Source organism: Acinetobacter colistiniresistens, from assembly GCF_024582815.1.
Classification (GTDB): domain Bacteria; phylum Pseudomonadota; class Gammaproteobacteria; order Pseudomonadales; family Moraxellaceae; genus Acinetobacter.
Genome location: NZ_CP102099.1, coordinates 3,371,381 through 3,394,575 on the forward strand (window position 1 = coordinate 3,371,381; position 23,195 = coordinate 3,394,575).

The following is a 23,195-nucleotide window of genomic DNA, read 5'->3' on the forward strand; positions in this document are numbered from 1 at the left end:
TTATGAGCCTTCAATTCTTTAACTTATAGTGTTTTTATTTAGATTAAAAACTCTACTTTTACAAATTCACTACACCAATCCACCCCATATAACTATTTAATTAAAAAATAATATTTAATTTTTATAAAAAGAATTTAGACTTACTCAGGATATTCTTAAATTGCGACATACCCAAATGTTGAAACAACATAATCGACCGAGTTTTAAGCTCCAACGGTTTCCCAAAATGTTAAGCTTGAGTATAAGTTTAATCAGCTGTGCCCTGTTGCCCACAACTCTACTCGCGCAAACTTTTAGTTATAGTGACGCTGAACAATATGTTGTGGAAAATGCCTATGCCTCACAGGCACAACAAGCATTACAACAAGCCTCTCAGCTGGAAATGGAAGCCGTAAAGCATTTAGGTCTTCCACGTATTGACTTGAACGCACGTGCTTACTCATTTCGCAGTGAGACCAGCGTACCGTTAGAATCTAGTAAACGTCGACTAGAAAACTCGCTGACACGTGGTTTTGATGACAAATTATCGCAATGGGGAGGTACACTTCCGCCAGAAGTAATAGATCAGGTCAGTCAAGGTTTTGATCAAACCGTTAACGAAGGTTTAAATCAGGTTCCCAATAATCTTGATGTGACGGTAAAAGATCATGACGTTCGGACTTCCATTTCAATGGTCATGCCACTCTATACTGGCGGTAAAATTAGTAGCGCCAAACAAATTGCCAGCATTCAGGCACAACGCTCAAACATCAGTGAAAAACAACAACAAGACTCACAACGTTTTGAGATGATTCAGTCTTATTTTAATGTGCAGTTACAACAGCAATTACTCAATGCCAGCCTTTTCAATTTAAATGCGATGCAAGAACACTATAGCAATGCACTTAAACTCGAACAGCAAGGCTTCATTAATAAAGGTCAACGCATGCAATTTGAGGTGGCGCGCAATAATGCGGAGCGAAGCTATCAAAATGCGCAGTCGAATCTGCAAGCCAGCCAATTCAGCTTACAGAATTTATTAAAAACCAAAGAAGGTTTAAAACTCACCACCCCTCTTTTTGTCAATACCACACAAAATCATTCTTTGGATAAGCTGCTTGCCAATTACGATCAAAATTCAAGTTTGATTAAAAAACTGCAGATGGATACACAACTTGCCAATGAAAATGTCAAAGTTCAACAATCCGCGAAAAAGCCCAGCCTATTTGCCTTTGGCGAATATGGATTAGAGAATAAAGACAACTGGATTGTTGGCGTGATGGCCAAATACAATCTATTCTCTGGGATTGATAATAATAAAAATATCCGTGCCGCTGAGCTCAAAAAGTACGCTGCTGAACTCATGACTGAACGCACTAAACAAGAAGTTGAAAATGTGCTGTATAAGTCATATAGCGAATTAAGCTCGTCCCAAACCAGTCATCAACTGCTTACTCAAAATACTAAAGCCGCACAAGAAAACTTACGCATTCAACAGCTTTCATTTAAAGAAGGTATGGGCACTGCCACCCAAGTGATTGATGCACAAAATGCTCTCAGTGCATTAAGAAGTGAAATGGCAATCAACTCGTACAAATATATTTTATCTTTGGCGACCTTATTGCAAAGCTATGGTTCGATTGATGAATTCAAGCTTTATGTTAATCAACCACGTACTGACTATATCCGCTAATTGGAGAAATTTATGAACCAAAATCAATCATCATCCAATTCAGAACACGATATAGATCCAGTGGAAAAAACAACGACGACTCAAAGTTCTGAAACAGCAACAGCGCAAGTGAGCCCTGCTGAAAAAGCGAATCAACCAGAGCCGAATACTGGAACTTCAAACTCTCAACAGCCACCTGCTGAACCGCCGAAAAAATCAAAAGCGAAATTGATTGGGTTGATCATTTTGATTCTGCTATTGGGCGTCATTGCATTTGGATTATGGAAAGCGTATCAACCTCAAGCGATTGAACTACAAGGTCGGGTTGAATCTGAAACTGTTCATATCAGCACCAAAGTTCCAAGCCGCATTGAAGAGTTTTATGTCACTGAAGGCCAACCAATTAAAAAAGGCCAAGCATTGGTTCGTTTCGTTAGTCCTGAACTCGAAGCGAAAAAAGAACAAGCACAAGCCGCTTTACAGAGTGCCACAGCGTTCCATTCAACTGTGTATCGTGGGGCGCAACAAGAAAACATCGATACGCTTTATGCTAATTGGCAAGCGATGAAAACCCAAGCTGAATTGGCCGCTACGACTTATAAGCGTGGTGAGACACTCTATCAACAAGGAGTGATTTCACGTCAACGCCGTGATGAAATGCTGGCAGCACAAACCTCTGCTCGTGAAACAGCAGAAGGATCTTATCAACAATATGCACGTGCCAAACGAGGTAGTACTGAGCAGCAAAAATCCACAGCTGACGCACAAGTTGCCATGGCACAAGCGGCAGTTAAAGAAGCCAATGCCTTGACGGAAGAAACCAAACTGTATTCGCCAACCGATGGTACGGTGTCTAAGACCTATGGTAAGCCAACTGAACTCGTTGCCACTGGTGTGCCTGTGGTCAGTATCATCGAAGACCACGATTTATGGGTCAGCCTGAATGTCCGTGAAGATATGTATAGTTCAGTCTATAAGACCAAAACCCTTGAAGGCTTTATTCCTGCACTGAATCAAAAGGCCACTTTTAAGGTAAAAAATATTGATGCTGAAGGTGACTTTGCCACCATCAAAACTACACGCCAAACTGGTGGTTATGATATTCGCAGCTTCAAGTTTCATCTGGTGCCAGAACAATCAATTCCTGATTTGAAAGTTGGCATGAGTGTATTGTTTAAAATTGAAGAGGCAAAATAAGCAATGTTTGCAGTCATGCTGCGGGAATTGCGCTATTTAAAACGCCATAAAGTAGATCTATTTATGGCAGTGATTGCCCCCCTGTTGGTGATTCTATTATTTGGCAGCATGTTTTCGTCAGGTAAAGCCGAACACATACCGATTGTCGTCATCGATCAAGATCAAAGTCAAATGAGTCGCAAAGTGATTCATGCGCTTAGTATTAACCATACACTGAAAGTTAAGACCATTACTGCCAGTCAAGATGAAGCTGAACAGCTGATCAATAAAACAGAAGCTTGGGGCTTCGTGATGATCCCTGAAGGTGCTGAACAACGTCTGGTCAAGGCCCAAGATGCGCAGATCAGTATTGCCTACAACCAGTCTTTTTTTAGTATCGGCAATACCATTTCTTCTGCCATGCTGATTAGCACCTTGAATGGCATGGCAGATTATATGGGGCACAGCTATTTAGCCAATAGTATTCCTTATCTGGATATGCCAACACCGCATATCAAGATTTCAACCCTATATAATCCAAGCATGAGTTATGAACTGTTTCTCGAACCATTTATGGTGCCTGCCGTTTTACACTTATTGTTATGCTGTTGTGTCGCTTTTGCGATTGGACAAGAATTTAAGCGCAAAACAGTCGGTGAATGGGTCATCTCAAAGCAGATTATTTCCAGCCTACTGGGTAAAATCTTGCTTTATGTCTTTATTTTTTGTGCATGGACTTGGTGCTGGATGTTCTGGCTGGCACATATTCGCGGTTACTTCATTGCAGGTTCGCTCAGCTTGATTCTGGTCGCGCAATTTTTATTATATTTTGCCTATGCAGTCATTAGCAGTACGGTGGTCTTGGCAACCCAGAATTTACCCAAAACCTTTGGCTTTATTGCGCTATACGGTGGCTCATCTCCTAGCTTCTCGGGGATTACCCTACCTTTAAATAATGCACCCGCATTTACTCAATTCTGGTCGATGATTATTCCCTACACGCCTTATGCCAAACTACAAACTGAACAATGGATTATTGGTAGCGACCTCTATGTTTCAGTGGTGCCTTTTGGGATATTAATCCTCTTTGCAGCTTTATTCTTTATGTTGAGCGTGCGTCTGTTAAAGAAAAATACTCAGGAGCTTTGTTCATGAAGTCATTTTTCAGTTATTACATACAGACCTTTAAAAACATTTTTGCCAACAATTCAGTGTTTACCACTTTAATTGCCGCAACACTTATTTATAGTTTCTTCTACCCGACTGCTTATAAAGCACAAACAGCCGAAGATATTCCGATTGTGATTGTGGATGAAGAACAAAGCATTTTAACCTCAAAAATCATTAGCCAAGCATCGAATAGCCCACATATCAAAATCACAACGGTGACTGATAACTTTCTGGAAGCGCAGCGGATGGTTCAAAACCAGCAAGCTGAAGGCATCTTGTTACTCCCTGAAAATCTAACCAATAGCTTAAAACGAGGTGAAATGGGTGGGATTGGTCTCTATTTGAGCACGGCGTATTTTATTCGAACCAAAGAAGTTGGAGTCGGTTTAGCAAGTTCAATTGAATATACACTGAAAGAACATTTAGAGAAGTTTGGCAATGCTTCCTCTTTTGAACCAGAACTTTCGATTCATCAAATTCCATTATTTAACACCATGTCTGGTTATGGCAGTTATATCTTCCCTGCTGTCGCCAGTTTAATTATCCATCAAACGATTTTGCTCGGACTTGCCATGCTGATTGCCAGTTATCGTGAACAAGGCTGGGTAGCAAAACCTATTGAATTCTGGGCAACATTTGCTGCAATTTTTACAACAGGTTGTCTCAGCTGTCTGTATTTGTTTGGCTTCACCTTCTGGTTATATGAATTTCCACATGGCGGTAATTTTTGGGGCATGTTACTCGCTGTATCCATTTATGTCAGCTGTGTCATAGGCTTGGGCATGTTGGTCGGCTCACTGGTAGATATGCCTGAACGTGTTGGGCACTTGATCGTGGTCACCTCTGTGCCGCTGTTCTTGCTAACAGGAACAGCGTGGCCTCACGAAGCCATGCCGCAGTGGATGCAATGGTTGGCGTGGACACTCCCATCTACCCATGGCGTACAAATGTTTGTTCAGCTTAACCAAATGGGTGTACCGATCTCGATTGTGGCACCGAAATTAATTTATCTTGCAACGCTTGCAGCAGTTTTACTGACACTTTCTTATTATCGTCTCGTGAAAAAATAGCTTTTAATAGTTTAAGTTGCTATTAAGGATATATTGGCATATTGCTTTAATGAAAATTAATTAAAAGGTAAGACTAGATCACTATCTTATCTTTTAATTGGTCTAAATTGAGGTATTGAGATGGCTAAAGTCTGCTATTGTGCTGATGATTTTGCAATGAACCCTGAAATTTCAGAGGCAATTCTATTGCTGATCAAAAAAGGGGTTTTACATGCTACTTCATGTATGACCCAATCTGAGCATTGGCCAATTGCAGCACAACAACTCAAAGCATTAACGGCTCATGCAGAAGTCGGTTTACACCTTAATTTTACCCATCCCTTTCAAGCAGAAACCTTCGCATTGCCGCTTCCCATGCTGATGTTGAAAGCATGGGCACGCCAGTTAGATGCCCAAATGATTCAACGCAGCCTCGAACAGCAATGGAATAATTTTATTGTAGCGATGGGCAAACAACCTGATTTTATTGATGGACATCAGCATATCCATCAATTTCCAGTGATTCGGGATGTCTTGATTAACTTCCTTAAACAGCAAAATTTTCAGGGATGGGTCAGAAACCTGCAACACCCCCTCACTATTTCTCATTACACCATCAAAACACGTTTACTTGCAGCGCTAGGTGCAACAAGCTTAGCGACGCTATGTAAGCAAAAAAATATCTATCAAAACCAATATTTCGCAGGCATTTATGATTTTGAGCAGGAAGACTACGCTCGATTAAACCAACAGTGGTTAATGCGTGCACAAGATAATTTATTAATCATGTGCCATCCAGCAACCCAAGCAATTGACTATCAGGACCCGATAGCTCAGGCACGTGTTAGGGAGTTCCAATATCTCAGTTCATCTCAGTTTCGTGATGATTGTCGACTCTATCAAATTTCGCTGACCACAATGGGTGCATTATAATGACAAACAATCCATTTTTATCTTGTGTCGTCCCAGCTTATAACGAAGCAGAGAATCTGAAAAAATTTATTCCTGCATTGGCTCAGCAACTGGAACAACAAAATTTACGCTATGAGATCATTATTGTAGATGATGGTAGCCAAGATCAAAGTATCGCAGTTTTACAGCAAATGCTTGACGACTATCCATTACGTATACTCACCCTATCACGTAATTTTGGTAAAGAAGCTGCGTTAAGTGCGGGTCTGGATCATGTCAGAGGCGATGCTGCATTACTGATTGATGCAGATTTCCAACACCCTCTGGATGCCATTCCAACCATGATTCAACTTTGGAAAAGTGGTTATGACATGGTGTACGGTATCCGAGATCGAAGCACCGAATCATGGTTGAAAAAGCTTTTTACCCAAGGTTATTACCATATCTTAAATCTCAGCTCTACTGTCGATATTCCTGAAAATGCAGGTGATTTTCGTTTGCTCGATGCGAAAGTTGTTGAGGCGGTTAAAAACTTACCTGAAAAAAACCGCTACATGAAAGGGCTATTTGCCTGGGTTGGTTTTAAAACTATCGGGATCCATTTTACCGAGCAACAACGCCAGCATGGACAATCGAGCTTCAACTTTAAATCCCTGTTTCAGTTGGCTATGTCTGGCTTAACAGGGTTTTCAGACCTACCTTTACGTTTATGTATTTACATCGGAGCTCTACTTGCAGTATTTGCAATGGGTTATGGCATCTGGATTATTATTGAAACTTTAATTGAAGGAGTGAGCGTACCCGGCTGGGCGACACTGGCAGCAGGTATGACACTTTTAGGCGGGATTCAACTGCTTTGTATCGGGATTTTAGGTGAATATATTGGACGTATTTATGCGGAAGTTAAAAATCGACCTAAATACATTGTCTCGGCAGAATATTCACATCTTCAGTCCAAACCCGTTATTCAAGATAAACAAAACAATGTAGCTTCTCTCTGATGCAGACTCATTTCCTCCAGTTCTTTCGGTTTGGTCTTGTTGGTTTAATTGCGGCATGTGCTCATTATCTTATAGTCATTCTGTTGATTCAGCCTCAATACCAAATCGCATTGAAATACGCCAATTTCTTCGCATTTTTAATTGCATTCTGGATCAGTTATTTCGGTCACCGTATTTTTACTTTTAAAGCGACCCACCTACAACATAGAGAAACCCTGAAAAAATTTATTGTGGTCGCTGGACTTGGCTTTATTTTTAATGAATCGCTATTACTCATCAGTCACCACTTTCTTGAGACCAACGTCTCCGTACTGGTTATTTTCAGTATTGGCGTTACTTCTTTATTTACCTTTTTACTTAACCGTTATTTTGCATTCCAATAATGGGGATTAAATATATGCAACAATGGCTACGCTCATCCAAGTTTTTGCTTATTTTTTTACCACTTTGGTTATTGATAACCTCATGGATACGTCCACTATCGGTCCCAGATGAAGGTCGATATGGTGACATCAGCCGCTTCATGCTGGAATCTGGAGACTGGCTGATTCCTCGTATCAATGGCTTACCATTTATGCACAAACCACCATTGTTGCATTGGCTTTCAACCGCTTTGATGGAAGTATTTGGTATACACATTTGGGTGCTGCGACTGGTTCCAACCCTAGCTGCCTGCATGATGCTGATCAGCCTGTTCATTTTTTTAAAAAAACATGTATCAGAACAGATTGCCCAACTCAGCATTATAATTCTGGCAACCAGTTTATTGTTTTATGGAAGCAGTGAATATATCAACCATGACCTGTTAGTGGCCTCATGGATGACGGTTTGTATTTTAAGTTTTGTTGACTTTACCCTCTCAGGAAAAAAATCAGTTTTATTTTTAGCTTACTTTGCAGCAGCTGCGGGCTTCTTGAGCAAGGGGTTAATTGGTGTGTTAATTCCTGGCATGGTTTTATTACCTTGGTTACTTTACACACAGCAATGGCGAAAAATCCCAGCCTTACTCAACCCTTTCGCAATTCTGTTTTTTCTTGCTCTGACTGCACCATGGATCTATTGGGTGCAATTAAAATACCCGCAATTTTTACACTATTTTTTCATTGATCAACAATTTAGCCGATTCAGCTCGAATGAGTTCAATAATAAACAACCTTGGTTTTTCTATTATCTCATTTTGTTTGTAAGTTTTTTGCCATGGTTCTTTGTCAGTCGATTTAAATTTCCAAAAGGTATTTTTCAAACATCACTGTCTCCATCTTTATTGGCACTATGCCTATGGTGGTTTATCTCGGTGAGTATTTTTTTCTCAATTCCTCCCTCAAAATTGGCAGGCTATATCTTACCAGCTGTCGCCCCAATGGCGATCTTGCTTGCTGTTGCTGTGCGTGCCGCATTGCAGAATCCAGAGAAGAATCGATTACAAGTCTGGGGAACGGCTGTTTTTATTTTTGTACTTGGGCTGGCGATCACTTTAGCACCACACTTTATCAAGAATGCGCATGCGTTCTACCAAGCACATGCCATTCAAATTTACATCATAGGTGCAATTTTATGCATCGTTCCTTTTGGTCTAGGCTGGTTATTCAAGCAAAAGAAAATTGATTATTTAACTGCAATTTTCTTAAGTTTAATCATCTTCTGTACCTCTATTTCAATTGCCGTACCATTACTCGATAGTAAAAATAACGCTGACCAAGTCGATTTTGCACATTCGATCTCGCCAAATTCAGATGTTGTTTTCTACTATAACTATTTTTATGACATTCCCTTTTTATTGAATCTGAAAAAACCAGTTTATATTGTCAACGATTGGGACAGTGTCAAAACAGATAACTCATCATTAGAGCTTAAAGATGGGCTGCTATTTGAGCCTGAACGCAAACAATACTTATGGAATAAACAGCAACTTGAAAAAGCTTTAGAGCAAAAACAGCCAATGGTCATTATTAGTAATCTGAACGGCTACCAGACAGATAACCCAAATATAAAAGTACGTCACTATCGCAACTACGATGTATTTTTAATTAATCAAAATCACTAAAGAAAAAAGGAAGCTAATCAGCTTCCTTTTTTCTTACTTAAAAGCATTACGCGTCAGGCGTATCCTCTTTTGGTTCAGCGGCAACTTCCTCAGAAGTAATCGCTTCTCCCCCAGTATTTTCTACATCATCAATCGCATCTAACTCTTCGTCATCTTCAACTGCTTCAATAGATACAACACCGACTAAGGTTTCAGCATCGCTTAGACGAATCAAACGAACACCTTGCGCATTACGGCCTGTCGTTGCCACTTCAGCAGCACGCGTACGAACCAAAGTACCGCCATCAGAAATTAGCATCAGTTCTTTGCTTTCATCAATCGATACGGCACCGATCAGCTCACCATTACGCTCACTGGTCTTAATCGCAATTACGCCCTTACCACCACGTTTCTTGGTTGGGAAGTCATCCACAGGAGTACGCTTACCATAACCATTGGCGCATGCACACAGCACTTCACCCGTTTCAGGCACAACAACCAGTGAAACAATGCGGCTAACTAAGTTTGAATCTGATGAATCATCATTGTCATCACTATCATCATTTTCAACATCGGCATCTTCAGCTTCAATGGTATTGCTTGCGAAGCTAACGCGCATACCGCGTACACCTTTGGCAGTACGACCCATGGCACGAACATCAGTTTCAGCAAAACGGATTGCCTTCCCTTCATTCGAGAACAACATGATCTGCTGATTACCGTCGGTAATCGCAACACCAATCAAGGTATCTTCTTCATTCAGCTCAATCGCACGCAAACCATTTGAACGAACATTACTAAATTGTTCTAGTTCAACACGTTTTACCGTACCTGAGGCAGTCGCCATAAAGACATAGTGATTTTCAGGGAATTCCGTCAACGGTAAGATTGCAGTCACAGTTTCATTTGCATCCAATGGAAGCAAATTAATAATCGGACGACCTTTGGCACCACGTGACGCTTGCGGCACTTCAAACACGCGTAAGCGATAGACTTTACCGACATTGGTAAAGCACAGTACCGTTGCATGATTCGATGCCACAATTAAATGCTGGATGATGTCATCATCTTTCATTGCAGTTGCAGACTTACCGCGACCACCACGACGTTGCGCTTGATAATCAGAAAGTGGCTGAGTTTTCGCATAACCTGTTTGAGACACAGTCAATACAACTTGCTCTTCAGGAATCAGGTCTTCACGGCAGAAATCAACACCAGACTCTACAATTTCAGTGCGGCGACCATCACCATATTGTTGCAAGATCAACGCAAGTTCTTCACGAATCACATTCATCAACAAGTTAAAATCATTCAGAATTGCAGTTAATTCAGCAATTTGACCTAAGATTTCAGTATATTCTGCATGTAACTTGTCTTGTTCCAAGCCCGTTAAACGATGCAAACGTAATTCTAGGATCGCGCCAACTTGAGTCGGTGACAAACGATAAATATCACCCGATAAGCCAAATGGACGTGCTGGGTCTTCACCTTCAATTTCATCTGGGCGAACAGAGATAGCACCTGCTTTTTCAAGCAATGCAACTACACCACCACCAGCCCACTCACCTGCTTGTAAACGCTCGCGCGCTTCAGCTGGATTCGCAGACGTTTTGATGGTTTCAATAATGGCATCAATATTGGCTAAGGCAACCGTCAAACCTTCCAAGATATGACCACGCTCGCGTGCTTTGCGCAATTCGTACATGGTACGACGGGTCACCACTTCTTGGCGGTGGCGAATAAATGCCGCAATAATCTCTCTCAGATTCATCAACTTTGGCTGACCATTGTCGAGACAGACCATGTTGATGCTGAACGAGTTTTGTAATTGTGTATGCAAGAATAAATTATTCACCGCAACTTCAGCGTTTTCACCACGCTTCAAGTCGATGGCAATACGCATACCGTCTTTATCAGACTCGTCTCGAAGTTCAGAAATTCCTTCAAGTTTCTTTTCTTTGACTAACTCGGCAATACGCTCAATGGTTTTTGCCTTGTTGACCTGATAAGGAATTTCAGTAAATACGATCGTGGTACGACCTGTTTTCTGGTCTTCTTCGAAGTGATATTTACCACGAATATGCAAACGACCTTTACCAGTGCGATAAGCATCTACAATGCCTGATTTACCGTAAATAATACCGCCTGTAGGAAAATCTGGACCAGTAATGTGCTCCATCAGACCTTCTACAGAAATATTCGGGTTATTGGCATAAGCCAAACATGCATTCACAACTTCGGTCATGTTGTGTGGCGCCATATTGGTCGCCATACCTACCGCAATACCCGTCGTACCATTGATCAGAAGGTTTGGAATACGCGTTGGCATCACCTGAGGAATACGCTCAGAACCGTCGTAGTTATCTTCCCAATCAACCGTATCTTTTTCCAGATCGGCTAAAATTTCATGGGTGAGTTTTTGCATACGGACTTCGGTATAACGCATTGCTGCTGCGCTATCCCCATCGACCGAACCGAAGTTACCCTGACCATCAACCAACATGTAACGCAAGCTGAAGTCCTGCGCCATACGAACAATTGTTTCGTATACTGCACTGTCACCATGAGGGTGATATTTACCGATCACGTCCCCGACAACACGAGCAGACTTTTTATACGCTTTGTTATAATCATTGCCCAATTCGTGCATCGCATATAATACGCGACGATGAACAGGTTTTAGACCGTCTCTCACATCTGGCAATGCACGAGATACGATTACGCTCATCGCGTAATCTAGATATGAATGCTTGAGTTCGTCCTCAATGGCAATCGGTCTGATTTCCGATACGCTCATGCATACTCCTTGTTTACAGGTAGAGAGTTGTACCTGTTTTTATGTCTTCAATCTTGCAAAAATTTAGCTCAAGGGCTTGAACTAAAAATAAAAAATACAGCGGAAAAGTATAGCATAAAGCACTCATCAACTGTGAGTTTATGCATCTAAAAATAGCATTTTTTACAATAAAAATTTATATAAATTAATAACTTAAAATTATCAAATATCATGTATGCCGATAAAAGGATTCGTAGACTTTTTGAACAAAAGTTCATCAAATGATTCAATAAAAGTATTGAATCAAATAAAATTTAGCTTCTTCTTTCAGACCGATAAATGCGTATTAAACTTTAGGCAACAGATGACCTAATCTGAACCGTATTTAAAACATCTTGTTCATAAAAGCTCTTCACAGGCCCATAAAATGAAAAAATAGAGCGAAATGTTTATTCAAGAAAAACTGCATTAAAAGAAATGTTGTATCAACATCAGGAAATAGCCCCCCAATGATCACAGCTCTGAGTACGAATAGCCCTTATTTTGATTCTAGCGCCATTCAGGCATCGATTGAGGAGTGTGCATTACTTCATGATGTATTGTTCTTATAACACGAATACAACCCATATTTGGCTCACCACAAGCTTTAGGTACACCGCATAACAAAAACAAAAAAATAAATGGTGATAACGATTCCCCTTACATTTAAAGCATAAAAAAACGCCCCTTTCGGAGCGTTTTCAACTTTATTCAGAGCGAATTAAAGTTTAGATACCAATTCAGGTACCACAGTGTTCAAATCGCCGACTAACCAGTAGTCAGCAACACTGTTGATTGGCGCTTCTTCGTCTTTGTTGATTGCAACAATAACTTTAGAATCTTTCATACCTGCCAAGTGCTGAATCGCACCAGAGATACCAATCGCCATGTAAAGATCTGGTGCAACGATTTTACCAGTTTGACCAACTTGGAAGTCGTTTGGTACGAAACCAGCATCTACCGCAGCACGTGATGCGCCTTGAGCAGCACCAAGCTTGTCAGCCAATGGGTCAAGTACTTTGTGATAGTTCTCACCAGAACCGACACCACGACCACCAGAAACAACGATACGCGCAGCAGTTAATTCTGGACGATCAAGTTTCACGATTTCTTCGTTTACAAACTTAGAAATTCCTGCATCTTTCACTTCAGCAACCGCTTCAACTGCAGCAGAACCGCCTTCAGCAGCAACTGCATCAAATGCTGTACCACGAACTGTACCCACGATAATTGCTTCGTCAGATTGAACAGTTGCAATCGCGTTACCCGCATAGATTGGGCGTTTGAACGTGTTTGCAGATTCAACAGCAATAATGTCTGAGATCATGCTTACGTCAAGAAGTGCAGCAACACGTGGAAGAAGGTTCTTACCCGTTGTTGTAGAAGCAGCCAATACGTATTTGTATCCGCCTTTCGCGATGTCAGCAACTAAACCAGCAACGTTTTCAGCCAATTGGTTTGCATATGCAGCATTGTCAGCAAGTAATACTTTGCTTACACCAGCAACTTTAGCAGCAGCATCCGCAACTGTTTGAGCACCAGAACCAGCAACCAATACAGTAATATCACCACCGATTTTTTGAGCTGCCGCAACAACGTTTAAAGTTGCACCGTTAAGTGTCTGGTTGTTGTGATCAGCGATAACTAAAATACTCATGATTTTATCCTTCTGTATTAGATCACTTTCGCTTCGTTTTTCAATTTTTCAACAAGCTCGTCTACAGACTTCACTTGTACACCAGCTTTACGTTCAGCAGGAGCTTCAACTTTAACTGTTTTAAGTTTAGTACCAGTTGCAACGCCATAATCAGCAGGTGACTTAGTATCAAGCGGTTTTTTACGCGCTTTCATAATGTTTGGAAGAGCAGCATAACGTGGCTCATTCAAACGTAAGTCAGTGGTGATGATTGCAGGAAGTGTAAGCTCAACAGTTTGTAAACCACCGTCGATTTCACGAGTGACCTGAACTTTACCATCTTCAACTTTAACTTCAGATGCGAAAGTCCCTTGACCTGCACCCAGTAAAGCACCAAGCATCTGACCTACTTGGTTAGAGTCGTCATCAATTGCTTGTTTACCAAGAAGAATAAGCTCTGGTTTTTCAGCATCAACTACGCCTTTCAAGATTTTAGCAACTTCAAGAGCGCCAACTTCATCAGCCGTTTCAACTAAAATACCGCGGTCAGCACCTAGAGCCATTGCAGAACGAATTTGTTCTTGAGCTTCTTTAGCACCCACTGAAACAACAACGATTTCAGAAACTGTTCCTTTTTCTTTTAAGCGAACCGCTTCTTCCACTGCGATTTCACAGAATGGGTTGATTGACATCTTAACGTTGGTAAGGTCAACCCCACTATTGTCCGGCTTAACACGAACTTTAACGTTGGCATCAACCACACGTTTTACAGCGACAAGAGCCTTCATGTAATCCTCGGCTGTTCTAAGCAAGTAAATGTAATGAAGAGCATTCTAACTCTTCGATTGAAACTTTTTAGGTGCCCTATCTTGCAATGTATTTGGCATTTCGGTCAAGTCACAATTTCCGCTACAGCCATAAAAAAGATGAAACGCTCAGTTCACATATTGAAAATAGTGATTGGTACTACAAATTTAGTTTATAAACCTGATGAATATTAAACTTTGATTTTTTAATATTTTATAAAATTCAACGATCTAAAACAGGCATTTTTATTTCATGAGGGTGTTCTGTAACGGATCGTTTCTGACGAATTTGCAGGTGTTTTCACTTTCGAAAAAACGCGTCAATTAAGTAAGAACATCAATTCAACAAATCTCACCCCCAAAGTGGAAAAGTCATTGATGATTAAATGCTCAATTTTGCAACATAATATATCAAGATTTAGTTTTTTTGCGCTCGTGGATGAGTTTGATCATAGACTTTGGCCAGTTGCTCAAAATCAACATGGGTATAAATCTGGGTAGTTGACAGATTGCTGTGTCCCAACATTTCTTGCACAGAACGTAAATCCCCACTAGCAGACAGCATATGACTGGCAAAACAATGGCGCAATAAATGCGGATGCAGATCGACATTGACGCCTGCACGTTGTGCTTGCAGCTTGACCCGATTTTCAATTTGACGCGGTGTTAAGGCATTGCCACGTTGCGAGATAAAAACCGATGAATCTGCATTAAAGTCGCCTTGCCAGATCCGATAGATTTTCAACCATTCAACCAAACTATCTTTGGCCTTTAAGCCAAAAGGCACAATTCGGGTTTTATTGCCTTTACCTGTGATCCGTAAAAGTTGTCGATTAAAATCGATATCTTTAATTGTTAAGCCCTGCAATTCAGCTAAACGCAAGCCGCTCGAATATAACAGCTCTAATATCGCCTTATCACGTAACCATAATTGTTGTTCAATCGGCTTTTCTGGTGCAGCTTGATCTAAAATTTGGTGAACAGTTTCAATATCAATCATCCCCGGTAAAGGCCGCGGTTGACGTTTTAATCGAAAATCTTCAGATGGATTTTGTTGTAGATATTGACCTTGTTCCGCCCACTTCATAAATTGGCGAATTGAAGTCAAATGCCGCTGTAAACTACTGCTACCCAGTTGATCTCGCTCAACCCTTGCAGCCAGATATTCCCGCAAATCAGAGGCTTCGACATCTTGCAATTGCAATTGTTTATATTCACAAAACTTAAAGAAATCGGTTAAATCACGCTGATAGGCTGCAATGGTATGTTCAGACTGATTTTGAATGATCCGTTCTTTTAACCACATGGACAGCAGTTTTTCATGGCTTTCCAAATTGCTCTCCAGTGTTATGCCAATACCCACAACGACAGTCTAGCAAATTTTACTTCTACTTATCATTAAACAAATATCGAAGAATCTATGGCTCTGTACTACAATTATTTTCAAGTTTTAAATGGTGCTTGATCAATGACAGCCATACTTATTCCTTATCTCATTGCAATTACCCTGCTCACGCTGACTCCAGGTTTAGATACTACGCTGATTATTCGTACCGCTACATTGGAAGGTAAAGCCAAAGCATTCCAAGCGGCTTTGGGTATCAATCTTGGCTGTATTGTGTGGGGAATCATTGTCGCCTGTGGTTTAGGTGCATTGCTGATGACATCGGATCTGGCCTTCAATACCTTGAAATGGATGGGTGCAATTTACCTGACATGGTTAGGACTCAATCTCCTTTTAAAGCCCCGCAGCCAACTTGCGAATTTAAATGATTCAGCAGTAACAACACAAAATTGGTTTATTAAAGGTTTTTGGGGCAATTTACTCAATCCCAAAGTCGGCATTTTTTATATTTCTTTTCTGCCACAGTTTATTCCACAGTCTTCGTCTCCAGTGATTTGGACCATGGGGTTGGTGATGATTCATGTGGTGATCGGCTTGATCTGGTCAGTTTTTCTAATCGCTGCGATGCAGTCCATTTCTGCTTATTTAAAGCAGCCCAAATTTATTCGCTATATGGATCGCATCACAGGCAGTATTTTTATCTTGTTTGCACTCAAACTTGCATTCAGCAAACGATAAGCGATACAAAAAGTGTGCTGATCTCAGCACGCTCAATTTCAATCATGATCTAAATTTTTTAAATAATCATTGATTTGTATGGCAACCTCATCAGCACATTTCTCTGCGAGTTGATGATCGCCATCTTCAACAGTATAGAGTTTAGATTTTTGCAAGATCTGATTTAAATATTGTCCAACCTCAATCGGACTAATCGGATCTTGATTACCCCAGATCAATAAAGTGTCCACCTCGATATCTGATAAATATTGCTCATAATCGACTTTCGTTGTCACAAACCAATCAGGATATTCAATATATTCTTGTTGATAAAACTGCCGCCAGTCTTGAACTTGAAATCGGTCTAAATTAATTCCACCAGAGGTTGCAATCAAAACTAAACCTTTAACCAAATCTGATTTTTGTAAAACTGCTGCAATCGCAAAGATTCCACCCATGGATTGAGCAATGAGAATAGAAGGTTGCTGAATCTGTGCAAGCACATAATGACTCAGATCATCAAAACTATTAATGTCTGAATCTGTTGCCACCCCATGAAACCCAGGATAAGCAATCACTTGTTTTGTATAATTAGTAGGAAGCTGTGCAATCAGAGGATTCCAAAATTGTGTATTGCCTGATGCACCAGCAAGAAAGACGAGATGATTCATTCTTATCCTTTTAAATTATAATTTTTTTTAAACGTAAACACCCCTATTTAGGAGTGTTTACAGCGTTCAACTTTAGCCTTGGAAATATCGTAAATCCAGACGGGCATCATAAACATGTGTAGTTGGACCAGTCATCCACACCACATCACCTTCACGCCAAGCAATATGTAACTTACCACCTGCAAGCTGCACTTCAACTTCATTGGCCAGCAAACCACGGCGCATACCACTGACCGCTGCGGCACAGGCACCCGTACCACAAGCCAAAGTCTCACCGACACCACGTTCAAACACACGTAAACGGATATGCTTTTCATCCAGAATCTGCATAAATCCAGCATTCACCCGTGCAGGAAAACGTGCATGTGATTCCACTTGCGGACCGATATGCTCAACATCAGCTGTTAAAACATCAGGCACGATAGTGACGGCATGCGGATTCCCCATGTTCACGACATCAATATTAATGCTCTGATTATCTGCAAGTTCCAATGCATATAAGCCTTCAATATCTTCATGCGCTTGAGTCACAAACGGAATTTCTTCTGGAAGAAATTTCGGCGGCCCCATATTGACACGAACCCAACCATTGGCACCCAATTCAGGTTCAACGATACCGGCTTTGGTCTGTACGCGAATTTTGGTTTTGGTCGTCAATTGACGCTCATGCACAAAGCGGGCAAAACAACGCACGCCATTGCCACACTGTTCAACCTCGGAACCATCGGCATTAAAGATTCGATATTTAAAATCGACATCGGGCAAATCAGGTGGTTCAACAATCAATAGCTGATCAAAACCCACACCAAAATGACGATCAGCCAAACGTTGAATCGTCACGGTATCTAAATAAGCACGCTGGGTCACAAGGTCAACGACCATAAAATCATTGCCCAAACCATGCATTTTGGTAAATTCTAAATACATCTTCATTTACTCCTCAGGCAACAAACGCTCTTTGTCCCAGAGTGATTCTATGGTTTCACGTTCACGAATTAAATAGGCTTGATCACCATTGACCATCACTTCAGCGGCACGACCACGGGTATTGTAGTTCGAGCTCATCACAAAACCGTATGCGCCTGCACCTAATACCGCCAACACATCATTTTCCTGAAGGGCTAAATCACGCTCTTTACCCAAGAAATCGCCAGTTTCACAGATCGCACCGACCAAATCCCAAGTTTTAACTTCAACATCAGGGTTTACATTAACAGATTGAATATCCATCCACGCTTCATATAAAGCAGGACGAATCAAATCATTCATGGCCGCATCAATAATGGCAAAGTTACGGTGATTGGTTGGTTTGAGTAAATCCACCTTGGTGAGTAATGCACCTGCATTGGCAGAAATACTACGCCCTGGTTCCATATAGACTTTTAGCCCAAGTTTTTCTAAAGCTGGGCGCATGGCATTGGCATACGCTTCAACACTTGGCGGTGTTTCATCTTTATAACGAACCCCCAAACCACCACCGATATCAATATGTTTGAGGTTGATACCCAAGCTTTTCAACTGCTCAATCATTAAAATGACACGATCAAGTGCATCGACAAAAGGTTTGGTTTCAGTCAATTGTGAACCGATATGACAGTCAATCCCGACAATCTCAAGATTCGGTAACGACGCTGCATATTGATAGGTTTCATTCACGCTATCGCTTGGAATACCAAACTTGTTTTCTTTCAGACCTGTTGAGATGTACGGATGCGTTTTGGCATCCACATCTGGGTTTACCCGTAAAGAAATCGGTGCCTTTTTACCAAGCTTGGCTGCAACTTTTTGAATTCGATCTAACTCAGCATGTGATTCCACATTAAAGCAAGCAATCCCGACATTGAGCGCTTTTTCGATATCGGCTTCCGATTTACCCAAACCAGAGAATACGATTTTGGCAGGTTCACCACCCGCTGCAAGTACACGAGCCAATTCTCCACCCGTCACAATATCAAAACCGGCACCCGCTTTTGCCAATACATTCAGAACAGCTAAATTTGAGTTTGACTTCACTGCAAAACAGATTTGATGATCAATAAAATCAAAAGCACGGTGCATATCCAAATAATGCTTTTCAAAAGTTGCTTTTGAATAAACATATAAAGGCGTGCCATATTGCTGTGCGAGCTGATCCAGTGAACATTGCTCAGCGTGCAATACTCCATTAATGCGAGTGAAACTCATGAAGATGTCCTTATTTACAAACTTAAGGGGAGATTGTTTGTGATTGAGTCGTTGACGATGTTGCTTGGTTTTCCACGTCTACTTGGTCTGCTTTAGCAGCCGCTGACGCTTTTTTCTGAGATGCTTCATTTTTATAAAGCAGATATTTCGCGCGTTTATCTTGATTCTGATCAGATGGTAATTGCAATGCACCTGACTGACCACATGCAGTTAAAATAACGCTGCTCAGCAACACACTGATAGAACAAATGACTTTAAGCATCTGTGCACCTAACTTTTACAATTCGGAGCAGTATAGCGTGATCATCCCATTGGCTAAAGTCTAAACTTGAATGAATCAAACAATAACCATAAAAAAACGCCGACTCTAAAGTCGGCGTTTTGGATTCAATTCGCTCCAAAATTACTTTTTCTTATAGAAGAAATAACCAATCGCCAAAATAACAAACCAAAGTGGACTCACCTTCAGTGATTCCAAAGTGGTTTCATCCAAGGCAAGGAAATAGATCGTTGCAAGGAAGAAAATAATCACCACCCAACAGGTAAACACGCCACCAGGCAGTTTAAATGTTGATTGCGCATGTAGCTCAGGACGATTTTTGCGATAGTTGATATAACTCCACATAATAATGATCCATACACAGATGAACAAAATCGTTGATAGCGTTGTTGCTAAAGTAAAAGCTGTTACTTCATCATTGGTGCCCGTTTGTAATTTATAAACAAACTGAACGAATGCACCAATAAAGATACAGATTGATGAGAAAATCAAAGCTTTTGCAGGAACTGCAGACTTAGATAATTTACCAAACAGCTTCGGTGCTTGTTCATCCGTCGATAAACCAAACAACATACGGCTGGTTGAGAATACACCACTGTTCATGGATGACATCACTGAAGATAACACCACCAAGTTCATGATAATCGCAGCAGAAGCAATCCCTGCTTGCGAGAAGATGTTGACGAATGGACTAACTTTAGGATTGATTTGATCCCAAGGCGTGACACACATCACCACGAACAATGCCAATACATAGAAAATAATGATACGGATTGGAATCGAGTTAATCGCTTTCGGTAAGTTGCGCTTTGGATCTTGCGTTTCAGCAGCCGTGGTACCAACCAATTCCACCCCGACAAAGGCGAAAATTGCAATCTGGAAGCCAGCCAAGAAACCGTCAAGGCCTTTCGGGAACATCCCACCATGTGTCCAAAGGTTTGAAACGCTTGCAACCGTACCCGTGGCATTGGTAAATCCAGTAAAGATCATCCACAAACCCACAGCAATCAAGACAATGATCGCCGTGATCTTCACCATCGCAAACCAGAACTCCATTTCACCGAATAGTTTTACGGTGACCAAGTTCAAGCCCAGTACAAAAGCAATAGCAACAGTACTAATCAGTAAACCACCCAATGGGGTAAATGACTCACCACCATTAAAGAATTCAAGATAGTAAATAATGGCCGATAAATCTGCGATACCAATGGTCACCCAACACAGCCAGTAGGTCCAGCCGACAAAATAACCTGCCCAAGGGCCAATTAAATCAGTCGATAAATCAATAAAAGACTTGTAGTTAAGGTTGGATAATAACAATTCTCCCAATGCACGCATTACAAAGAACACCATCAAACCAATGGTCATATAAATAAACAGAATAGATGGTCCAGCCAAACTAATGGTTTTACCAGACCCCATGAACAACCCTGTTCCGATTGCACCGCCAATCGCAATCAACTGTAGATGTCGATTAGATAGACTACGGTGAAGTCCGCTTTGCTCAGCAGCCTCACTCAGATTTTGATTCGACATTTTACAAAAACTCTCCAGTGTTTTTAATTCATTAACTAAAGTCCACTCTCAATAACGATTCGTACTATTTTCGGTATCTTTTCTCGTTATCTATAAATTGGCTGACTTTAGCTAAGCAATTTTTACCTGTATTTTTCAAGTTAAATACAATTGAATTCGATCATACGCACAAGGCCAAAACAATACAATGAACTTATCAGGACAACACAGGTAAGACCAAAACGAATTATAAAAAAGAACACTAAACTTAGCCGAGCTGTTCTTTTCTATTCCAAAACATCCATCCAAAAATTGATTTATAATTCAATCATTAGATAAAAATCTCTGTGTACGTTTAATATGTTCTTTGCTGAATGTTGCATTTATAGCTAAGCAATTTAATTGGATCATATATAAACGCTTTCACACCCACTTCTTATATCTCCTTATCCTCTACACCATTAATACTTGGTGTTTGCACAAAATAAGGCACAATAATGCCAATATTTCATTCCGCTTTGCATGAGCAATATCTATGCCATCAAATCGTCATCTCATGACATCAGATTAAGCAAACATAGCCCTCCCATCCTTGGAAAAAGTGAATTGAACAAAAAAAGTGATTGCTAAAAACACACTGTCTATAACTTGTAAAAGTTGTATATCATGTTATTTTTCTGAGCACTTCCCTTTAACCAATCTGCGACGAAATCATGCCGTCTTCGTTTTGTTATTCCTTAAACAACGATTAGCATTGTTAGAAATTTTCGTCCTGATTCTTTTTTATCTAATTTTAAGAAAGTTTTCAATTTTATCTTATGGCAAAAATTAAAACCGTTTACCGATGTGAACAATGTGGTGCAGACCATCCCAAATGGACGGGTCAATGTACTGAATGTGGCGAATGGAATAGTCTGCTTGAGGTTCGTATCGAGCCAGCAGTAACACATCGTGGCCAGCCTAAAATAGGTGGCTATGCAGGACAAGCGTCTAGTATCACTACGCTCAACCAAGTCACAGTCTCCAATGAAAGCCGTGTTCCAACAGGGATTAGCGAATTCGATCGCGTGCTCGGTGGGGGGTTAGTTATTGGATCTGTTGTATTAATCGGTGGTGACCCAGGGATTGGTAAATCAACCATCCTACTGCAAACCGCAACGCATATGGCCAGCAAAAAAAGTACAGCCCTGTACGTCACAGGTGAAGAATCTTTATCGCAAGTGGCTTTACGTGCACAACGTTTAGATCTACCGACAGACTCACTCAAAGTCATGGCGGAAACCTGTGTAGAACGTATCTGTGAAGTACTGGCACAAGAACGCCCAGTGGTGGCCATCCTCGATTCGATTCAAACCTTATATACCGAGACTTTACAGTCTGCCCCAGGGGGTGTTTCACAGATTCGTGAATCTGCTGCCTTACTGACACGTTTCGCCAAAAATAGTGGCACCGCTTTGTTTATTGTCGGTCATGTCACCAAAGAAGGCTCTCTTGCAGGTCCTCGTGTTTTAGAACATATGGTCGATTGTGTACTCTACTTTGAAGGACAATCTGATTCTCGCTACCGTATGATTCGTGCGGTAAAGAACCGTTTTGGTGCGGTTAATGAACTCGGTGTGTTTGGCATGACCGATAAAGGTCTGCGTGAGGTTGCCAACCCATCGGCGATTTTTCTGAGTCGTTATGATGAAGCCATTCCGGGCTCTATTGTGATGATTAGCCGTGAAGGTACTCGCCCACTACTGGTTGAGGTGCAAGCACTGGTTGATGATGCGCATGGGCAACCCCGTCGTGTTGCACTCGGTTTAGAACAAAACCGTTTGAATATGTTGCTTGCAGTCATGCACAGACATGGTGGTGTACAAACCTCAGGACAGGATGTTTATGTCAATGTTGTCGGTGGTTTAAAAATTACTGAAACTGGCTCAGATTTGGCTGTATTACTTGCCTGTGCTTCCAGTTTAAGAGGCAAAGCCCTACCACAGCAATTGGCTGTCTTTGGCGAAGTTGGGCTCTCTGGCGAAATTCGTCCTGTACCCAATGGTCAGGAACGTTTAAAAGAAGCGGTCAAACATGGCTTTAAGTATGTGATTTTACCTCGAGGCAATGCGCCACAAAAAACAATTGAAGGTGTTCAAATCATTGCGGTCGCACGTTTGCATGAAGCTTTGACTGAAGCAATGCAATTGAGTGATGAATTGACATAAAAAAACATACTTTTCTTATTGAAATTCCATGCAAATA

Annotated in this window: 19 protein-coding genes; 10 read left to right on the forward strand and 9 right to left on the reverse strand. The window is 41.0% G+C overall.

What is annotated here, in order from left to right; genetic code table 11:
- The first annotated feature begins 175 nt into the window (after nt 1–175).
- The 8 genes from NQU59_RS16220 to NQU59_RS16255 all read left to right on the forward strand — a co-directional run bounded on the left by NQU59_RS16220 (nt 176) and on the right by NQU59_RS16255 (nt 9,003).
- Nucleotides 176–1,672 (forward strand): TolC family protein, encoded by a 1,497-nt coding sequence (locus NQU59_RS16220; protein ID WP_257066335.1) that lies wholly within the window; start codon nt 176–178, stop codon nt 1,670–1,672.
- Nucleotides 1,673–1,684: 12 nt separating this feature from the next.
- Nucleotides 1,685–2,848: an HlyD family secretion protein gene (locus NQU59_RS16225; RefSeq protein WP_005242765.1), complete on the forward strand. Its 1,164-nt coding sequence runs from the start codon at nt 1,685–1,687 to the stop codon at nt 2,846–2,848.
- A 3-nt stretch (nt 2,849–2,851) separates the two neighbouring features.
- Nucleotides 2,852–3,982, forward strand: coding sequence for an ABC transporter permease (locus tag NQU59_RS16230; RefSeq protein ID WP_005242766.1), 1,131 nt, complete (start codon nt 2,852–2,854; stop codon nt 3,980–3,982).
- Nucleotides 3,979–5,067 (forward strand): ABC transporter permease, encoded by a 1,089-nt coding sequence (locus NQU59_RS16235; RefSeq protein WP_257064073.1) that lies wholly within the window; start codon nt 3,979–3,981, stop codon nt 5,065–5,067. Before NQU59_RS16230 ends, NQU59_RS16235 begins: the two co-directional genes overlap by 4 nt.
- 120 nt (nt 5,068–5,187) lie before the next feature.
- The gene (locus tag NQU59_RS16240) at nt 5,188–5,979 is read left to right on the forward strand and encodes a ChbG/HpnK family deacetylase (protein WP_005242770.1); all 792 of its coding nucleotides are present in this window, start codon (nt 5,188–5,190) and stop codon (nt 5,977–5,979) included.
- The gene (locus tag NQU59_RS16245) at nt 5,979–6,959 is read left to right on the forward strand and encodes a glycosyltransferase family 2 protein (RefSeq protein WP_257064074.1); all 981 of its coding nucleotides are present in this window, start codon (nt 5,979–5,981) and stop codon (nt 6,957–6,959) included. The genes NQU59_RS16240 and NQU59_RS16245 overlap by 1 nt, the downstream gene beginning before the upstream one ends.
- Nucleotides 6,959–7,342 carry a GtrA family protein gene (locus tag NQU59_RS16250; protein ID WP_005242772.1) on the forward strand — a complete coding sequence of 128 codons (384 nt, stop codon included), beginning with the start codon at nt 6,959–6,961 and terminating at the stop codon, nt 7,340–7,342. Before NQU59_RS16245 ends, NQU59_RS16250 begins: the two co-directional genes overlap by 1 nt.
- A 14-nt stretch (nt 7,343–7,356) precedes the next feature.
- Nucleotides 7,357–9,003 (forward strand): ArnT family glycosyltransferase, encoded by a 1,647-nt coding sequence (locus NQU59_RS16255; protein ID WP_257064075.1) that lies wholly within the window; start codon nt 7,357–7,359, stop codon nt 9,001–9,003.
- Nucleotides 9,004–9,049: 46 nt separating this feature from the next.
- On the opposite strand, the gene gyrA is transcribed toward NQU59_RS16255, so the two are convergent.
- The 4 genes from gyrA to xerA all read right to left on the reverse strand — a co-directional run bounded on the left by gyrA (nt 9,050) and on the right by xerA (nt 15,545).
- Nucleotides 9,050–11,779: a DNA gyrase subunit A gene (gene gyrA, locus NQU59_RS16260; protein ID WP_005242775.1), complete on the reverse strand. Its 2,730-nt coding sequence runs from the start codon at nt 11,777–11,779 to the stop codon at nt 9,050–9,052.
- Nucleotides 11,780–12,518: 739 nt separating this feature from the next.
- Entirely contained in the window at nt 12,519–13,454 is a 936-nt protein-coding gene (locus NQU59_RS16265; RefSeq protein ID WP_005273845.1) for an electron transfer flavoprotein subunit alpha/FixB family protein, read from the reverse strand.
- A gap of 17 nt (nt 13,455–13,471) precedes the next feature.
- Nucleotides 13,472–14,221 (reverse strand): electron transfer flavoprotein subunit beta/FixA family protein, encoded by a 750-nt coding sequence (locus NQU59_RS16270; protein ID WP_005242778.1) that lies wholly within the window; start codon nt 14,219–14,221, stop codon nt 13,472–13,474.
- Between the two features lie 436 nt (nt 14,222–14,657).
- Nucleotides 14,658–15,545: a site-specific tyrosine recombinase/integron integrase gene (gene xerA, locus NQU59_RS16275; protein WP_257066336.1), complete on the reverse strand. Its 888-nt coding sequence runs from the start codon at nt 15,543–15,545 to the stop codon at nt 14,658–14,660.
- 162 nt (nt 15,546–15,707) lie between these two features.
- On the opposite strand from xerA, the gene NQU59_RS16280 reads away from it, so the two are divergent.
- Complete coding sequence (locus NQU59_RS16280; protein WP_005242780.1) at nt 15,708–16,322, forward strand: LysE family translocator; 615 nt, start codon at nt 15,708–15,710, stop codon at nt 16,320–16,322.
- 38 nt (nt 16,323–16,360) lie between these two features.
- Here the strand turns inward: NQU59_RS16280 and NQU59_RS16285 are convergent, their stop codons facing one another.
- The 5 genes from NQU59_RS16285 to NQU59_RS16305 all read right to left on the reverse strand — a co-directional run bounded on the left by NQU59_RS16285 (nt 16,361) and on the right by NQU59_RS16305 (nt 20,972).
- Complete coding sequence (locus tag NQU59_RS16285; protein ID WP_257064078.1) at nt 16,361–16,972, reverse strand: alpha/beta fold hydrolase; 612 nt, start codon at nt 16,970–16,972, stop codon at nt 16,361–16,363.
- A 72-nt stretch (nt 16,973–17,044) separates the two neighbouring features.
- Complete coding sequence (dapF, locus tag NQU59_RS16290; RefSeq protein ID WP_257064079.1) at nt 17,045–17,899, reverse strand: diaminopimelate epimerase; 855 nt, start codon at nt 17,897–17,899, stop codon at nt 17,045–17,047.
- Between the two features lie 6 nt (nt 17,900–17,905).
- Complete coding sequence (lysA, locus tag NQU59_RS16295; RefSeq protein ID WP_043972730.1) at nt 17,906–19,156, reverse strand: diaminopimelate decarboxylase; 1,251 nt, start codon at nt 19,154–19,156, stop codon at nt 17,906–17,908.
- 22 nt (nt 19,157–19,178) lie between these two features.
- Nucleotides 19,179–19,418, reverse strand: a complete 240-nt coding sequence (lptM, locus tag NQU59_RS16300; protein WP_005273833.1) for an LPS translocon maturation chaperone LptM — start codon at nt 19,416–19,418, stop codon at nt 19,179–19,181.
- Between the two features lie 141 nt (nt 19,419–19,559).
- Complete coding sequence (locus NQU59_RS16305; RefSeq protein WP_005242790.1) at nt 19,560–20,972, reverse strand: amino acid permease; 1,413 nt, start codon at nt 20,970–20,972, stop codon at nt 19,560–19,562.
- Between the two features lie 797 nt (nt 20,973–21,769).
- On the opposite strand from NQU59_RS16305, the gene radA reads away from it, so the two are divergent.
- Entirely contained in the window at nt 21,770–23,158 is a 1,389-nt protein-coding gene (gene radA / locus NQU59_RS16310; RefSeq protein WP_005242792.1) for a DNA repair protein RadA, read from the forward strand.
- Nucleotides 23,159–23,195: the final 37 nt, after the last annotated feature.

Bases quoted from the DNA above. Each gene is read 5' to 3' on its own strand.
- lptM (WP_005273833.1), bottom strand. From the start codon at position 19,418: ATGCTTAAAGTCATTTGTTCTATCAGTGTGTTGCTGAGCAGCGTTATT.
- NQU59_RS16305 (WP_005242790.1), bottom strand. From the start codon at position 20,972: ATGTCGAATCAAAATCTGAGTGAGGCTGCTGAGCAAAGCGGACTTCAC.
- dapF (WP_257064079.1), bottom strand. From the start codon at position 17,899: ATGTATTTAGAATTTACCAAAATGCATGGTTTGGGCAATGATTTTATG.
- NQU59_RS16225 (WP_005242765.1), top strand. From the start codon at position 1,685: ATGAACCAAAATCAATCATCATCCAATTCAGAACACGATATAGATCCA.
- xerA (WP_257066336.1), bottom strand. From the start codon at position 15,545: ATGTGGTTAAAAGAACGGATCATTCAAAATCAGTCTGAACATACCATT.
- gyrA (WP_005242775.1), bottom strand. From the start codon at position 11,779: ATGAGCGTATCGGAAATCAGACCGATTGCCATTGAGGACGAACTCAAG.
- lysA (WP_043972730.1), bottom strand. From the start codon at position 19,156: ATGAGTTTCACTCGCATTAATGGAGTATTGCACGCTGAGCAATGTTCA.
- NQU59_RS16270 (WP_005242778.1), bottom strand. From the start codon at position 14,221: ATGAAGGCTCTTGTCGCTGTAAAACGTGTGGTTGATGCCAACGTTAAA.
- NQU59_RS16250 (WP_005242772.1), top strand. From the start codon at position 6,959: ATGCAGACTCATTTCCTCCAGTTCTTTCGGTTTGGTCTTGTTGGTTTA.
- NQU59_RS16245 (WP_257064074.1), top strand. From the start codon at position 5,979: ATGACAAACAATCCATTTTTATCTTGTGTCGTCCCAGCTTATAACGAA.
- NQU59_RS16240 (WP_005242770.1), top strand. From the start codon at position 5,188: ATGGCTAAAGTCTGCTATTGTGCTGATGATTTTGCAATGAACCCTGAA.
- NQU59_RS16235 (WP_257064073.1), top strand. From the start codon at position 3,979: ATGAAGTCATTTTTCAGTTATTACATACAGACCTTTAAAAACATTTTT.
- NQU59_RS16285 (WP_257064078.1), bottom strand. From the start codon at position 16,972: ATGAATCATCTCGTCTTTCTTGCTGGTGCATCAGGCAATACACAATTT.
- NQU59_RS16255 (WP_257064075.1), top strand. From the start codon at position 7,357: ATGCAACAATGGCTACGCTCATCCAAGTTTTTGCTTATTTTTTTACCA.
- NQU59_RS16220 (WP_257066335.1), top strand. From the start codon at position 176: ATGTTGAAACAACATAATCGACCGAGTTTTAAGCTCCAACGGTTTCCC.
- NQU59_RS16265 (WP_005273845.1), bottom strand. From the start codon at position 13,454: ATGAGTATTTTAGTTATCGCTGATCACAACAACCAGACACTTAACGGT.
- NQU59_RS16230 (WP_005242766.1), top strand. From the start codon at position 2,852: ATGTTTGCAGTCATGCTGCGGGAATTGCGCTATTTAAAACGCCATAAA.
- NQU59_RS16280 (WP_005242780.1), top strand. From the start codon at position 15,708: ATGACAGCCATACTTATTCCTTATCTCATTGCAATTACCCTGCTCACG.
- radA (WP_005242792.1), top strand. From the start codon at position 21,770: ATGGCAAAAATTAAAACCGTTTACCGATGTGAACAATGTGGTGCAGAC.